General features: G+C 48.4%; 14 protein-coding genes and 1 pseudogene. 8 read left to right on the top strand and 7 right to left on the bottom strand.

What is annotated here, in order from left to right:
- Positions 1-216 precede the first annotated feature (216 nt).
- The gene (locus NDA02_RS11620; RefSeq protein ID WP_190792180.1) at positions 217-3516 is read right to left on the bottom strand and encodes a hypothetical protein; all 3300 of its coding nucleotides are present in this window, start codon (positions 3514-3516) and stop codon (positions 217-219) included.
- 499 nt (positions 3517-4015) lie between these two features.
- Between NDA02_RS11620 and NDA02_RS11615 the strand changes: the two genes are divergently transcribed.
- Positions 4016-4228 (top strand): NfeD family protein, encoded by a 213-nt coding sequence (locus NDA02_RS11615; RefSeq protein ID WP_190792179.1) that lies wholly within the window; start codon positions 4016-4018, stop codon positions 4226-4228.
- An 87-nt stretch (positions 4229-4315) separates the two neighbouring features.
- Here the strand turns inward: NDA02_RS11615 and NDA02_RS11610 are convergent, their stop codons facing one another.
- Positions 4316-4615, bottom strand: a complete 300-nt coding sequence (locus NDA02_RS11610; protein ID WP_199296574.1) for a helix-turn-helix domain-containing protein — start codon at positions 4613-4615, stop codon at positions 4316-4318.
- Between the two features lie 27 nt (positions 4616-4642).
- Positions 4643-5086 (bottom strand): Crp/Fnr family transcriptional regulator, encoded by a 444-nt coding sequence (locus tag NDA02_RS11605; protein WP_199296573.1) that lies wholly within the window; start codon positions 5084-5086, stop codon positions 4643-4645.
- Between the two features lie 173 nt (positions 5087-5259).
- Here NDA02_RS11605 and NDA02_RS11600 point away from each other — a divergent pair, with 173 nt between their 5' ends.
- Positions 5260-5670, top strand: a complete 411-nt coding sequence (locus NDA02_RS11600) for a response regulator (RefSeq protein WP_190792178.1) — start codon at positions 5260-5262, stop codon at positions 5668-5670.
- Positions 5671-5742: 72 nt separating this feature from the next.
- Here the strand turns inward: NDA02_RS11600 and NDA02_RS11595 are convergent, their stop codons facing one another.
- Positions 5743-5937, bottom strand: a complete 195-nt coding sequence (locus NDA02_RS11595) for a hypothetical protein (RefSeq protein WP_190792177.1) — start codon at positions 5935-5937, stop codon at positions 5743-5745.
- A 339-nt stretch (positions 5938-6276) separates the two neighbouring features.
- Here NDA02_RS11595 and NDA02_RS11590 point away from each other — a divergent pair, with 339 nt between their 5' ends.
- Positions 6277-6516, top strand: a complete 240-nt coding sequence (locus NDA02_RS11590) for a hypothetical protein (RefSeq protein ID WP_190792176.1) — start codon at positions 6277-6279, stop codon at positions 6514-6516.
- A 410-nt stretch (positions 6517-6926) separates the two neighbouring features.
- Here the strand turns inward: NDA02_RS11590 and malQ are convergent, their stop codons facing one another.
- The 3 genes from malQ to NDA02_RS11575 form a co-directional block, all read right to left on the bottom strand.
- On the bottom strand, positions 6927-8438 hold the full coding sequence (gene malQ / locus NDA02_RS11585) for a 4-alpha-glucanotransferase (RefSeq protein ID WP_348254997.1): 1512 nt from the start codon (positions 8436-8438) through the stop codon (positions 6927-6929).
- Positions 8439-8720: 282 nt separating this feature from the next.
- On the bottom strand, positions 8721-9068 hold the full coding sequence (locus NDA02_RS11580) for a BMC domain-containing protein (protein WP_190793691.1): 348 nt from the start codon (positions 9066-9068) through the stop codon (positions 8721-8723).
- A 175-nt stretch (positions 9069-9243) separates the two neighbouring features.
- On the bottom strand, positions 9244-9558 hold the full coding sequence (locus NDA02_RS11575) for a carbon dioxide-concentrating mechanism protein CcmK (protein ID WP_190793692.1): 315 nt from the start codon (positions 9556-9558) through the stop codon (positions 9244-9246).
- 457 nt (positions 9559-10015) lie between these two features.
- On the opposite strand from NDA02_RS11575, the pseudogene NDA02_RS11570 reads away from it, so the two are divergent.
- From NDA02_RS11570 to NDA02_RS11550, 5 genes and pseudogenes are all read left to right on the top strand, one after another.
- Positions 10016-10774, top strand: a pseudogene (locus NDA02_RS11570) (glycosyltransferase family 2 protein); the annotation flags it as partial.
- Complete coding sequence (locus tag NDA02_RS11565; protein WP_190793694.1) at positions 10767-11834, top strand: NAD-dependent epimerase/dehydratase family protein; 1068 nt, start codon at positions 10767-10769, stop codon at positions 11832-11834. The pseudogene NDA02_RS11570 and the gene NDA02_RS11565, both read left to right, overlap by 8 nt.
- Before the next feature lie 64 nt (positions 11835-11898).
- Positions 11899-12576 (top strand): methyltransferase domain-containing protein, encoded by a 678-nt coding sequence (locus NDA02_RS11560; RefSeq protein ID WP_190793695.1) that lies wholly within the window; start codon positions 11899-11901, stop codon positions 12574-12576.
- 99 nt (positions 12577-12675) lie between these two features.
- Entirely contained in the window at positions 12676-13737 is a 1062-nt protein-coding gene (locus NDA02_RS11555; protein ID WP_190793696.1) for an NAD-dependent epimerase/dehydratase family protein, read from the top strand.
- A gap of 81 nt (positions 13738-13818) precedes the next feature.
- Positions 13819-15546, top strand: coding sequence for a hypothetical protein (locus tag NDA02_RS11550; protein WP_206755104.1), 1728 nt, complete (start codon positions 13819-13821; stop codon positions 15544-15546).
- Positions 15547-15590: the final 44 nt, after the last annotated feature.

The following is a 15590-nucleotide window of genomic DNA, read 5'->3' as shown; positions in this document are numbered from 1 at the left end:
CGGAAAAAATTAACGTTCGGTCATAGCCTTATTTCGATATCGAGTTGTTTGGTTTTGCGACTTGGAAAGTCAGTGTGGATTTCGCCTAATAACCTATGTCGATGAGATGACCCATAATGAGGGTGAGAGCCCTAAGCCCTGCAATCGTTGCTCGTTTACAGCAGCATTCGTAATGCTTCACAGCTGAAGGCGATTGCACCCTAAGTTTGCCTCTCTTTATCGATCATGGAGCGTATTAAACAATTTCCGCACTAAAGCATCGCGCTGTTCTGTGATAAAGGAAGCATCGCGGGCGGGATTCTGGGAACGCTGTGCCTGCTGTTTTGCTTCCTGCAAAATGTGCTTGCACTGGACGAGGTAACTTGTCAGATGCCCATTGAAACAGGGCTGTTCACGAAGTTGGCGGGCAATGCCGGGCTGTTGGCAGAACTCTGGCTTTTGTAGGTTTTGAAGGAGCCATTCGATATCCTGGTTTAGTGCATCCCGTTCTTCTACCGAAGCCGTATACAGACGGAGTGTGGCACAAGTTGCTGCAAAAACCTGAGCTAAATCAGTTATCTCGCTTGTTTGGTTGGGGTATAGGTCGCGAACCGAAGCTACATCTCGATTATGTCCATTTCTGTTGGAGAGTGCGAAGTCCCGCTTAATTTTTAATCGTTGGGTTGGCTGAGCTGGTGGGCTAGACCCTGGCACTTCACTCACCGTTTCGATCGTTCCCCCCGCGTCCGCCATTGCCCAGGCGTAGCTAAACAAGCGGTAGGCAACCTTCAACTTTTCATCCCAATCCGCAACCGTCTTGATGGGAGCTTCGGAGAATTCCTGTTTCTCCAGACTACACAGCTGATACATTCCCCGCGCAAATAAAAGATAGCTGGCTCCAGCACCAAACAGATAAATGGTTTCGTTAGGTTCGCCGCCGTCTTTTAGATTCAACCAGCCTCTTTGCACAGCCAGATAGGTCATTTCCAGATAAAGTACTTCTCCATCTTCCGGCTGCTGATTATTCAAAAGTCTGCGGGTTTCAACGATCGGCGGAATTGGACCGATATCGTAGTTTTTCAAGTTAGGAACGAGCGGTTTTTCTACACCACTTTTTTCTTTGATTTGGTAATAGCATTTTCTGCCAACGTCTGTGTAAGAGAGCAGGGCATGATCGCGAAGTTGCTTTGCCCAAAGATTGCAATCTCTGGGTAGGATTCCTGATTGTGATCTAAATTGATGACGTGCAAAATACACTATCCAATAAATCCAGGATTGATAGGCGGTGTAGCACGAATACCGCTCAGTGTCTCCGTCACTGGCAGCATAAAGGCGGGCTTTCTCCAGCAGGTATAAACGACCCTCATGAATTTCAGCTTCGTTACGCTTGTTGTCGCCAACGTTGCGATCAGTAGGTAAGCGGTGCGGGGAATCAGCGTCGTCATAAGGTACTTCAGGAAAGAAGGTGAGAATGCGAGCGCGGAGGAAGTAGATTTTTGCCAAGAGGTGATAGTGGGGGTGAAAGGTTCCCTGCGAAACTTCGTGAATCAAAAAGTACTTTGCCAGGCGAATAGTGAGGTGTTTTTCAGCACGATTGAGGGCTTCCCAAGATGCACTTAAAAGGGTTTCGTGAAAGGTTTTTAGGTTCATATCTTCTGGGATATAATCCGGCAGATATTCCCGTTTTCCTAGCTCAGCCAATCGATTGACATAATAAAAATACAGTGCCCGACAAAGCTCCAAATAAACGAGCAGCGTCCCGGAAAAAATTTTAAAGTCCGTCTCAGTCGGAATGCTGCGTCCAAATCGCTTATACCAGTCCAGACCCGAATCAGAAATTCGCTTTATCGCCTTCTCAACTGCCTTGAGATAGAGCCACGATCGCCGATATAGACCTTCATTCAGATAGGTTTCCGCAATAGTCAGGCAGGCTTCAATCCAAATATAGGGATCGTCCTTTTTAAGAGAACTGCTCCAATCTCGCAGCAGGGTTTCTAGCAGATAGTTCTCCTGAGCAAAGGACGAAAAAGGATAGGCAGTGACGTATTTTCTGGCTTCTTGCAGACATCGGTGCTGCAAAATGCGATCGGTCAGCTCTTTAAGATACTGGTCTGGCGTAATGCCTGTGTACCGAATTGCCCGCAGCCGAGCCTGTAACGCCGCGATCGCCGGACACAAAATCAGGTCAAAGCCGCAGTATTCACCCCGCGCTGTGCGATCGCCAAACGCAAATCGCTCATAGGGAATCAGCTGATTTGCCTCACTGCTGTCACTCATTGCCCTCGACAGCGTTTCGGTTTTGCAAAGCCGCACTAGCGTATGTGCCCAGATGGGAGACGGAATGTTATTGCGAATAATCTCCTCATGCACGACCACATCATGGGCGATCGGAAAATACTCAGCGAGTCCGGGAATGTTCGACAGCAGGGTGCTGTTAATGATCTTGATGATGTGGGAAAGCGTTCCTCCAATTCCAGTACTGCTGACTGAAAAGTCAATTCTCTGCCCAGCTAAATCATCCCGCCTGATTTGAGCAAAGACATCCTTCACTTCCTCAGGCGGCTGGTAGCTCGGGGGAAGCCGGATGTAAAAATGCACCGTTACCTTGTGGGCATACTGCGAAGCAATCTCCTTGCCATGCAGTTTATCTTCCTTGCCCTGCGATTTGTCAGGGTCAAGATCCAGGAAAGGCGCATGGAATAGACCCGGTCTGGCAGAAAAGCGATCGCTGATAGGCAACGGCAGAGGAGCACATTCCTGAATCGTGATGGTCTTAATATAAATCGGAAAAATTTGGGTTAGGACTTCATTTTCAATGACGGCTTTGGTTAGCTTTTCGATAAAACCATCGGGTAGGTAGGCTCGGATGTAGTCATCCCCCCGATCTTTCTCAAGCTGGACCTGCCCGCCGCCTCTAAGCAGAATCCGCTCTACTTCGCGCTGAGTTTTTTGCGAGAGTTCACGAAGCTGCCTTTGCCTGTACTCCCCTTCTGGCAGGTACTGAAGACTCTGCTCTGCTATTTGTTTAATTAGTTGCTCGATATGCTGCTTTAAAGCAGAGGTTTGGCGTTGCTCTTCCTGGACCTCATCTAAGCCGATCGAAGTGCGATAGAGCTTCAAAAGCTTGCCGTAATCATGCTTTTGATTTAGCCAAATATTCAGGAGTACCTGCTGAAGCAAAACTTGCTCTTCACCCAAAGATAAGCCAAGCTGCTCCCTTTCATCGGGAGTCAAGTCAATTAGTTTCAGCAGGGCAATCAGAACTTCCTCTGGCGTCAGCAGTTGCCCTTTTTCCGGATCTCCAGAGGCTTGTAGCCCCGCAATAAAGCCGACTAAATCACCCGTTGTAATGGGTTTGCTGTCGCAAAGCTTATCAGCAAGTGTACGACCTTTTTCTTCATCATTGGTCAGGCGGCGTCCTAGAGCGCGTTTGTTGATCGTACCGTCTTTTTTTCGGGTATTTGCAAAGCATTTAACCAGGTAATCGTGCAGATCTTTCGTTCGCTGATTGTCGGGAGTTTGCTGTTTGTCGGACATAAAAGGAGACACCCGAAAAAATCTAGAGAAAAATCCAGACTGACTGGCGATACAAATCCATCTCTGTAATTTATCTACGGCAAAGAAATCACCAGATATATTGCATTGTTTTGCTATGAAGCACAATTTTTTGTGCTAAAAAGCACAAGAGCTGGAGAAGATTGGCTTTTCAACAATTTTTTTAGTATTTCATTACACAAAAGATTGGAGAAGATTTTCCCAGGAATAGTAAGGGTTTGCTTCCTGCTGCTCCCAATTGCCCCCTTGTATTTCGATCGTAAGCATCCGATATTGCACTCATGCAAGGCAGAGGCATTCATTCAAATCATATTGCTTCTATTGATGAAGCTGGAGCTAGGGACTGAACCTGCTGATTTGAGCCTTTGGCTGTGAGGAGTTTTGAACGGCATCGTAACTATATTGATTTGAATGCTGAAGGCTTGCAGTCCTCCTATCAAAATTGACATTCGCTCCTGAAATTGAATCAGGGAGGTGCAGCATGAATGAAAGACTGTTTAATCCGCCGCTTTGGGGAAAGGTCGAGGAAACAATTACCCCAAACCAGCCGGGACGAGTCCAAGCAATGGGAAGCTACTGGTATGCACAATGTTATGGATGGGATTATCGGCAGATTTTGTACCCAGGACAGGTGGTAATGGTGATTGCACAACAGGGCAGGGTGCTGCTCGTAATGCCGATTGCAGAGAGTTGATCGCTCAATAACAGTTAAAGAACATTGTCTGGATCAGGATTGCCGCCCCTTTCCTCCTTCGCCCACTCACGCATCTTACCCACTCACCTACTGACCTACCTGCTCACGTGCCCCCCGAATCTTTCCATAACACTCACACACTACCCCCTCCAACCCCGATCGATCCAAAATTTCCATCTGTCCCTGCCGATAGCAAATCAGGTTCGATCGCTGAAGCCGTCCCGCAATCACGCTCACCGTCGCACGTCGCACACCCAGCATTTGCGCCAGGGATGCCTGAGTCAGGGGAAACTGTCCCTCCCCCACGCGATCCTGAGTCATCAGCAGCCAGCGGCAGAGGCGTTGCTCGATCAAATGAAGGCGATCGCAGGCGGCAAGCTGGGTCACCTGGTCAAATAATGCCTGAGCATAACGCTAAAGCTGGTGATACAGCAATCCTCGCTGCTCGATTTCAGCTATCAGGATTTCTGCCGGAAGCCGCAATGCCTCACCGGGAATTTGCACCATTGCCCGACCGGAAACCTGATTTACGCCTAGCAAAATGGGGAGACCGACGATGCCTTCTCGCCCCACGGTTGCCACTTCGATCGCCGCTCCGGCTTCCATTACGGTTAGCAGCGACACTACACAGTTGAGCGGAAAGTAAGCCCACTCGATGCACTGGTCTGCATCATATAAAATCTGCTGCGCCTCCAGGCGAACGGATTCGAGATGAAGGGAAATGCGTTCCCGATCTTCTGGAGAGAGGGTACAGAAGAGATGATTGCAGCCTGCGACCCGCAAATTAAGCGATGCGGAGCAGTTCTCCCTTTGAGGTAATCGCAGTTCTTCCTGCGGACGATCGGACCCGAACCTCATGCAATTTCTGCAAGTTAACGCTCTTCAATATTTGCGAAATGAATTTTAGCAATCGCAGACTTAGTTTTAAGAAAAGTTAAGAGAAATTACAGATTTATAACACATTCAGAAGATTCGATCGCTAAAATCGCCTATGCTAGTCCTACCACCTGTGTACGAAACCGTACATAATTATGCACTATCGATCGTTTGACGCTTCGCGCAACTACGAGGGAACCGCTGCCTTTCACATTCTGGTTGTGGATGACTTTCTAGACGTTCTCTCGCTGCTAAAAATTGTCCTGGAAACAGAGGGATATCAGGTTTCAGTTGCCCGCGATGGCAATTTTGCCTTATCCCTTATTCAAGCATCACCACCCGACCTGGTGTTATTAGACGTTGTAATGCCAGGCATTAGTGGTTATGAAGTCACGCGGCGAGTTCGCCAGTGTCCCAGACTAAAATATTTGCCGATTATTCTTTTCACAGGCTGCACGGATGAAAGCGATCGAGAAGAAGCTTTAGCAGCAGGCGCAAACGATATTGTTAGCAAGCCGATCGCGATTGTAGAACTGCTGTGTAAGGTGCGAATGCTTTGCGGCTAAACAATGGGCTGGGTTAGAAACTGTTCAAGATACTTTACGACAAGTCTTAAGGCGTTACTCTTCAAACAATTCTCAGGAAACGACTCTAAGCTCCTCTGGTAACAGCGACAGCAATACCTCTTCATGCTCGACTTTAACAATCCATCGACCTGTTAACTGCCCATCCTGCACCAGTTCAGGCGTGAGAACCTTGCCAAATTTTCCGGCGACGTAATCCGGTTGGAGGATCTCGACTCGATCGCCTACTCGAATTTCTTGTTCAGTCACCCCTGAATTCGTTTATCTCTATCATGTCTACAAGGCAAGTTTATAACCTTCTCTTAACCTTACAGCGAAAGATGCGCCTTGGTTATAAAAAATGGGCTGAAGAAATAAGAGCGTTCTCTTGCCCAGACCGCTCACACATAGGGACTATTCCGGTTCTGCTATTTGGAATACATCTCATTCCTTCTTAACTTACCCAGATTGATGGATTGTCAAGTAGGTGTCACATTTCTTAAGCTAAAGGAAAGTTGAGTTAGTCAGGCTTCGATCGCTCATTCAAGTCTTGCGTAACTCACGAAACATCCAAATCGCTTTTATTTTTACTAGCAAAGGAGCAGAACAATGCACACCGAGAATCCCTTAGATTTAATGCCCTTCCTCGCAAATTTAAGAAGTGGTCTCTGGCTGCTTGGTTTGTCCTCCTGGATTTTTGGCATTCTCGATCGCAGCTTTGCCTCCTTCGCCGATGGCTACATTTCCGCGATCGACATTGCTCAGATTGCAACAGCTTCTTTCTTCTTCGTAAGCTGGATGCTGCTTAAGCCTGCCTCCGCTAAGCTGACCTCCCGGAGTGCTGAATAGTCAAGAGCTACAGTCTTTATCTGCTTCAGCATTTGTTTAGCGCAGCGTTAAGCGGCTCCTACGAGTCTTTGAACGGCTTCGGGGCTACAAATGTGCGCCTGGGCTGGAGTGTTCTAGGGCTTTGATCGATCGTCCTGATGCAGCAAATGATAGTCAAAGAATTGGCATAGTGCCCTTTTCTGCTAACACGACCATTGCAGTCCTGCCTGCTCGGCTTGCTGGCTCAGACACTTGCTTTTGATCGCACCATTCCAGCAACCCCTGAGAGCGTGAAGTGCGCTGAATCAAAATACACCCTTCAACTAAAACTTAAATCAGAATTTCAATCGGAACTGCGGGGAGCGTCATCGCATCTGAGGTATTGTTAAGGCGATTGGTTCTTAAGTGAAATTAAGTTTTAGCGATTGAAATCACGAGTTTTCGTCGTGCCGCAGCCGCCCATATAGCTCAGTGAAATAGCGCAGCCGTCCCGTCAGTTCTGGGGTAAGCGCACCGTACCAGTATCGCCAGTTCCAATTTCCTTCTTGCTGGCTAGGTGCATTCATCCGGGCATCGCTGTCTAGTCCCAGAAGATCCTGCAGTGGAAGAATTGCTTGGTTTGCCACCGTACCAAACGCCAACCGAATTAAATCCCAGTGGATGCCATCCTGGCTAGTGCAGCCGAGATAGCGAATGACGCGCTGCTGCTCTTCGTGAGAGCGTTTGTAGAACCAGCCGACGGTCGTATCGTTATCGTGCGTTCCAGTGTAAACAATGCAGTTGCGCGGATAGTTAAACGGCAAATAGGGATTTCCTGGGTCTGAGTCAAAGGCAAAGTGCAGGATCTTCATGCCGGGAAAGTCAAAATCGTCTCGCAATGCCTCGACCTCAGGCGTAATCATGCCCAGATCTTCAGCCACGATCGGCAAACCGCCCAACTCCTGCCGTAATCGCTGGAAGAACTCCCGTCCGGGTGCTTTAACCCATTCGCCATTGATCGCAGTTGTTTCATGCCCTGGAACTGCCCAATACGCTTCAAAGGCGCGGAAGTGATCGATTCGCACCAGATCCACCAGATCAAACAAAGACTTAAATCGCTGAATCCACCAGGCAAAATCTTCTTTTTGAAGCTGCTCCCAGTCGTAAATCGGATTGCCCCAGAGCTGACCCGTCGTGCTGAAATAGTCGGGTGGCACGCCTGCCACGAGCGTCGGCTTTTTCGTTGCTTCGTCCAGACAGAAAAACTGTGGATAGGACCAAACATCGGAGCTGTCAAACGACACATAAATCGGCACATCGCCCATAATGCGAATGCCTTTCTCGTTGGCGTGTTGCTTCAGTGCCGACCACTGCCGGAAGAACTGAAACTGCATGAACTTATGAAAAAATACCTCCGAAGAGAGCCTGTCGCGCCATTGCTCGATCGCTTCCGGTTGGCGATTAGCGATCGACTCTTCCCAGGTGTTCCAGCCTGCGCCCTCATGAGCATCTTTCAAAGCGCGAAACAGGGCATAGTCTTCCAGCCAGTCGGCTTTGTCCTGACAAAACTGGTCAAATGCCTTGATCTGATCGGGGTCTGCCTGATTCTGAAACGCTTCGCAAGCTTTTCGCAGCAGGGGCATTTTGACGTGATGCACCCAGCCAAAATCGACTTTTTGCGGAAACTCCGGCAGTCCTTCAAAGTCTTGTTCGCTCAGCAGTCCATCTTCTTTGAGGCGATCGGGACTGATCAGCAGCGGATTTCCTGCCATCGCTGAGAATGCCAGATAGGGCGAATCTCCGTATCCGGTCGGTCCTAGAGGGAGAATTTGCCAAATGCGCTGTCCAGCTTGCGCCAAAAAATCGATAAACTCGTAAGCCGAACCGCCCAAATCGCCAATTCCAAAGCGGCTGGGAAACGAAGTCGGATGCAGCAGAATTCCACTTTCTCTAGGGAAGGACATAGCCGGATTAAAAAGGAAAAACAGAAGGAATAGGCAAATTAGCAAAAAACCAACCAGAAAAATCAGTGCAAAGCAGACCATTCCGGAGGGTTGCTAACTCCCTAATCTTGCCGATCGCAGGAAAATCAGGAATCTGTCTAGAGGAACATGATGCGCTTAGAGTAAATTTATCAAATTACGGATTAAATCAAATTTGCCCCAGTTCGTTGAACGCGCCTGGAGCATTAGAATTAAGCCCTGCAAGGTACAAGTTTGAGCAGGTTATAACATAGCACTGAAATCTTAGCCGCCCGTCTGCCGCGGAATCAGCGGAACTTCAACCGAGTCGCGGAATCGCTGCACTGAGTCCGAAAACTCGATCGGCAGAACGACCTCAACGTTTTCGTGCGGACGCGGGATAATCACCCAGGATTCGAGCGAGCCGCCAAAGCAGTTTCCTGCCGCCTCAATGCCTGCTGCCATTGACTGCTTTACTTCCGAGACATCGCCACGAATAATCACGCAAAACCGGGCACTTCCGCAACGTTGATAGCCCACCAGTGTCACCCGTCCGGCTTTGACCATCGCGTCTGCGGCTGCCAAAATTCCGGGGAATCCTTTTGTTTCGAGTGCGCCAACTGCAATCGGCATCGCTTTCTCCTAGAGGTCAAATAAGGAAGGTCAAATTAAGGTCATCGAGTGGTGAAGCCACCCTATATTTTACGGGCTTTTGGTCGGCACGATCGCAATTGTTTTCATAGACTTTCACTGATGCTTTCGTCTAATCAAAGCGATAAGGAATGCAAATCTGCCCTAGCCCATTTCCCTACATCCAGCGAAATTCCTCGACCCGCTCTGTATATTGAAGCGGTAGCACTTCCACAACATTTTCGGGTGGATTTGGCACGATGTAGTACGTCACCAGCTTGCCGTTAGGAGGCGCAGTTCCAGCCGCTTCGATGCCCGCTTCCATCGCCGGACGCACCTCTGAAATCGGTCCCCGAATCGCGACGACCTGTTCTCCGCTTTCGGCAATGTCGTAGTACACGATCGTCACCCGTCCGGCTTTCACCATCGCATCTGCGGCTGCCAGAACTGCCGGAAACCCAAGTGTTTCAATTACGCCAACCGCTTGAGGCATGGTGTATTCCTCGTAATTACATTCTTATCATTACATTCTCTAAATTTTAAGATACCACTCTCCTGCTTGCGTCTTTCAGCAAATGCCTAGACAGCCCTCACCCGATTTCTGTTGCTTCTGAAGCTGAACAAATTAGTCGCGATCGCGTCATTCCAATAGAGTCTTAGCCTGTGAGCCGCATTGGGATCACGTTTGGGTCGCCTTGAGCAGTTCACGCCAGATTAGAAACCTCCTGCCAAGCTTTCTGAAACTTGCCCGATCGCTAGCCAATTCGCTCGGATTAGCCCTAGTCAGGTTTGCAGCTTGCATATATGATCTGGAAATTCTTGGTTCTTAATTTTGAAATTGATTTGAATTGACTCATTCTGCTGGAACCATTTATAGATAGCTGCTTACAGATAGCTGCACTGGGCTAATTTGAACGGTAAGTGATTAGAGCATTGGGGGAGTAATGAAGCTTTCAGTTGTAATTCCTGCTCACAACGAAGAAGATTGCCTGTACGGGACAGTGAGCCGCTTGGTCGAAACCCTGGAGAGAGAAAACATTCCTCACGAGATTCTAATCGTTAATGACAATAGCTCAGATTGCACGCCTGCCGTCTGCTGTGAATTGCATGCCACCTTCAGCAGTGTGCGCTGGGTTAATAATGAGCCGCCGAATGGATTTGGGTTTGCCGTTCGTCGGGGGCTAAGTGAGTTTTCAGGTGACGCGGTTGCCATCCTGATGGCAGATGCTTCAGACGACCCGGAAGATCTGGTTGCTGCCTATAAGTTGCTGTTTCAAGGATATGACTGCGTCTTTGGTTCGCGCTTCTCGAAAGGCGGAAAGGTCGTGGATTATCCTCCCCACAAGCTCTTCATTAATCGATTGGCAAACTGGTTTATCAAGGTTCTGTTTGGACTACGCTACAACGATACAACCAATGCTTTCAAAGTCTACCGTCGAGAAGTGATTGACGGGATTCAGCCCATTCTAAGCCATCATTTTAATCTCACTGTAGAACTGCCGTTAAAGGCGATCGTCCGAGGCTACTCCTACGGCATCATTCCCATGCGCTGGTATAACCGCACAACCGGAATTTCAAAGCTCAAAATCAAGGAAATGGGCAGCCGCTATCTGTTTATCGTGCTTTATATCTGGTTAGAAAAGCACCTGTCGCGGGGAGATTATCACCGCAGCAAGCAGCCCGTTAGCGTAGGAAGATTCAATGCCTGAACGAGTTTTAATTCTGGGTGGGGCAGGATTTATTGGCAGTTCTCTGGCGATCGGCTTCAAACAGCGTCACCCCGACTGGCACATTATTTGTCTCGATAACCTAAAGCGGCGCGGCTCAGAGCTAAACCTGCTGCGGTTCAAACAGCATGGCATTGAGTTTGTGCATGGCGATATTCGCTCTCCCTCCGATCTTGATTCGGCAGTTCTAACCGTTGACACCATCATCGACTGCTCAGCGGAACCTTCGGTGCTGGCAGGCTTTGCCTCTCCCCGCTATGTGTTGGAAACCAACCTGGTTGGGACCATTAACATTCTTGAACTCGCCAGACAACTCAAGGCTTCGGTTCTCTTCCTGTCCACCAGCCGGATTTACCCGGTCGCCGCCCTCAGCGACATTAAGCTCGTCGAACAGGCTACTCGTTTCGCTATCGCGCCTGACCAGACCCGACCGGGAATTTCAGAGCGGGGCATCAGCGAAGACTTTCCGCTCCAGGGCGCACGATCGCTCTATGGCGCAACTAAGCTGGCTTCGGAACTGCTGATTGAAGAATATCGAGACGCTTATGGCATTCCGGCGATCGTCAATCGCTGCGGTGTGGTCACGGGAACCTGGCAGATGGGCAAGGTCGATCAGGGCGTGTTTGTCCTCTGGATGGCAGCGCACTACTTCAAGCGATCGTTGGGCTACATCGGCTACGGTGGCACGGGCAAGCAGGTGCGGGATTTGCTCTGCGTGAATGACCTGCTGAATCTGGTCGAGTATGAGCTGCTGCATTTTTCCGAGCTAGATGGCAGCCTGTTTAATGTGGGTGGTGGCGTCGAGAGTAGCCTGTCTTTGCTGGAAACCACGCAGCTTTGTGAGAAGATTACCGGAAACTCGATCGAAATTCGCTCCGTCCCTGAAAACCGTCCCGGTGATGTGCCGCTCTACATTACCGATTCTTCTAAAGTGATTCAATCCACCGGATGGCAGCCGCAGACCAGCCCGGAGCAAACCTTGCATCAAATTTTTGCATGGATTCAAGACAATGAGGCGGCTCTTAAGCCAATTCTAAGTTAGAAGTTGGGCGTGATAGAGATACAATTCGGGATGCTTGCTGGATGCTGTTTATTCCAAGTCAATCATGATGGATCAAGAAATTTATCTGAAACGGCTTTATGCGAATCGATTCGACGTTCGGCAGCGCAAAGCAAAAGAAGCTCTCTGGAAAGTATTAATTGATGACTTTATTCAGAGATATATTAGTCCCCATGCGATCGTTTTAGATATTGGCGGCGGCTACTGCGAGTTTATTAATCAGGTTAAAGCAAGGGAAAAGGTGCTGATTGATCTCAATCCTGATTCTCAGGAGTTTGCCGCACCCAATGTCAAAGTTTTGCACGTTAATATTCTGGCTCCAGAAAGCGATCGCCTCGTGCCGCGTGACTATTTCGACGTTATTTTTGTCTCCAATTTCTTTGAGCACCTGCAAACGAAAGAAGAGCTGATCGAGGTGCTTTCTTTCTGCTTTAATCGGCTCAGTTCGAAAGGCAAGCTGATTGTGGTTCAGCCGAATTTCAAGTATTCCTTCAAAGAGTACTATGACTTTATTGACCATCACCTACCGATCACAGACGGTTCGCTCAACGAAGTTTTAAAGGCGATCGGATTTTCGGTTGATTTGATGATTCCCCGTTTTCTACCCTTCTCAACTAAAGGCAGACCTTCTGCACCGCTACTGCTTCAGATTTATTTAAAACTGCCAATTCTCTGGCGGTTCCTGGGCGGACAGATGTTTGTGATTGCCTCGAAGCCTTATTAAGCGGCTAAATTAAGCGAGCCAATTTGCCTGGAAGCGTTCATTTCTCTAAATCAATCAATTCCATCGTTTCAATCTCTCAGTTCTGGAGTGTGGTGCGATATGTCTACAGTGGTTGTAACTGGTTCAGCGGGACTCATTGGTTCGGAATCCGTTCGCTTTTTTGCCCACCTTGGATTTAATGTCGTTGGCATTGATAACGATATGCGATCGTACTTCTTTGGTGAGGCGGCTTCGACAGGCTGGAACCGCAATCTTTTGAAGGAAACCTACGGCGATCGGTACCACCATTACGATGCTGATATTCGCGATCAGGGGGCGATCGAAGCCATTTTCAAAGAATTTTCTGCAGACATTAGCTTGATCATTCATACTGCTGCTCAGCCGTCTCACGATTGGGCCGCCAGTGAACCCCATACCGACTTCACCGTGAACGCAAATGGGACGCTGGTGCTACTGGAAGCGACTCGTCAGTATTGCCCAAATGCCGTATTTATTTTTACTTCAACGAATAAAGTTTATGGCGATACGCCTAATTTCTTGCCGCTAATCGAACAGGAAACTCGATGGGAAATTGCTGAAGATCATCCCTATTTCATTGGCATTGATGAGTCGATGTCGATCGATCAATCGAAGCATTCTCTATTTGGGGCTTCAAAGGTGGCAGCAGATGTGTTGGTGCAGGAGTACGGCAGATATTTTGATATGAAGACTGCCAGTTTCCGGGGCGGTTGCCTGACGGGTCCGGCGCACTCTGGAGCAAAGCTGCATGGCTTTCTAGCATACCTGATGAAATGCACGGTGACGGGCGAGACCTACACCATCTTTGGCTACCGGGGCAAGCAGGTTCGCGACAATATTCACAGCTACGATCTGGTCAACGCTTTCTATCATTTCTATCAGAATCCCAGAAGCGGTGAGGTCTATAATATTGGCGGTTCACGCCATAGCAACTGCTCGATGTTAGAGGCGATCGGTATCTGTGAGGAACTGTCCGGCAAAAAGCTGAATTATGGGTACACCGATGACAATCGATCGGGCGATCACATCTGGTATATCTCCGATGTGAGGAAGTTTCAGTCTCACTATCCTAAATGGCAGTACAAGTATAGTTTGCGGAACATCCTGGAAGATATTTACACAGCACAGGCAGCGCGGCTCTAAGTTGAGTACATCCTTCTTCTTTATATGCTGAACAAGACGCAGCTCCCGATCGCTAGCGATCAGTTGTGGAAGATCCTGGCTTTGCTGCTCGCGATTGCGCCTGCGGTCTTCATGGGTTTATTCATCTTGCAGTATGGCGTGGATGTCCCCTACTGGGACCAGTGGGGAGTTGCAAGGCTACTGGTTAAGCAAGCTGAAGGTGATCTGTCAATTCAAGACTTGCTTGCTCAACATAACGAACACCGCATCTTTTTTCCCAAATTAGTGTTTTTGGCACTCGCAACCTTGACGAACTGGAATGTCAAGTATGAGATGCTGTTTATTTTATTGCTAGCTTGTATTGCATCTTTAAGCGTTTACTTCCTGTTTAGACGAACGGTCACTCAAAATCTAATCCTTTCCTTTTTTCTAACGTTTCTGTCGAATGTCCTAATTTTTTCTCCAATCCAATATAAGTGCTGGTTGTGGGGGTTCCAGATTACGTTTCTAATGCCGATCGTCTGCCTTGTACTCTCCCTACTGATCACGCAATTAAAGGTAAATTTTTGGGTTAGGCTACTGTTATGCATTGTTCTAGCTACCGTCAGCACATTTTCTGTGGCAGCCGGAGCACTTTCCTGGTTGGTTTTGCTGCCAGTGATTCTGCTTTCAGCGGAGGGCGTGAAAAGAAAAACTTTATTTTCGGCTGTAATCCCGATATGGCTGATCTGCTTCTCATTAAACATAGCAGCCTATCTTAGCGGCTATCAAAGTTCTGTTAGTTCTTCTACAGCTAATAAAAGTTCAATTGTTCTTAGCTACCCCTTTGCTTTCTTGGGATCACCTTTAGGGGTCGGAAATCCGGCATTTGCTATAGTAGCTGGCTATGTTCTAGTTGCGCTCTACGTTTTTGCCTGCTTATACACTGTCTTACATTGGCGGAAATTTCTGAAGCAGGCTTTTGTGTGGTTGGCACTGGGGGCTTACTCCATTCTCAGTGCGATGATGGCGACGCTAGCTCGATCCGGATCTGGAGTAGAACAAGCACTGTCCTCCCGCTACACAACGATTTCTATTTACTTAGTGATTGCTGTAATCGCATTACTGGCGATCGTCTCCAAGGATATTAAAGAGAACAAATTTTATGGTCTGTGGCAACTGAGTGAGCAAACCAGTCGCGATATTCTGCACAACTCCCTGACTTGTTTAATCGCAATTTGTTTTAGTCTGAACCTTGCGACTTCCATCGATGCGTCTTCCGCAGTGACCTCGGTTCAAAGGGATAGGCTGTTTGCGAAGACTTGTTTAACCTTCATCCGGTTTGTGCCTAATAACTGCATTACTCAATATCTCAATCCTGGACCTCCGAGGTTAATCAAACAGTTTGCACAAGATTTGAATAAAGCAGGTTTTTTGTCACCGCCGATCGTCAAGGTCAATAACATCGCAGCCCTTGCACCCGCAACTTCACGGGAATCGGCAGCCTACGGAGAGTTCCTGTCAGTCACGCCCAAGGGTCGAAATACCTTTGATGCCTCTGGGTGGGCTGCTTTGCCCCAACACCACAAACCCGCAGATTCCGTGCTTATCACTTATCGAAACGCTGCTCAGAGGTCAGTGCTGTTAGCGATCGCTTCTGTCCGACACCCTACGCCCGCTGTGGCAAACGCATTAAGAGACGATCGATATCGGTATGCGGGGTGGAGTACTTCATTCCCAATCAGGCGATTGCCCAAGCAGCAGGATCTGGTGATTGAAGCCTGGGCTTTTGATACCGACCGCAGTCAAGCCTTCCGAATTACCCAGCAGCATATATTGAGGAGGGGTTGAGAGGAAAGGTTGACGAAAACCCACATTTCCCAATAAGTCTTCTG

Origin of the sequence: Leptolyngbya sp. ST-U4, assembly GCF_039962215.1 — a bacterium.
In the GTDB taxonomy this organism is placed as follows: Bacteria; Cyanobacteriota; Cyanobacteriia; order Elainellales; family Elainellaceae; genus Leptolyngbya_A.
The sequence above is the reverse complement of the archived record's forward strand: the minus strand, read 5'-3'. Positions and strand labels throughout refer to the sequence as shown.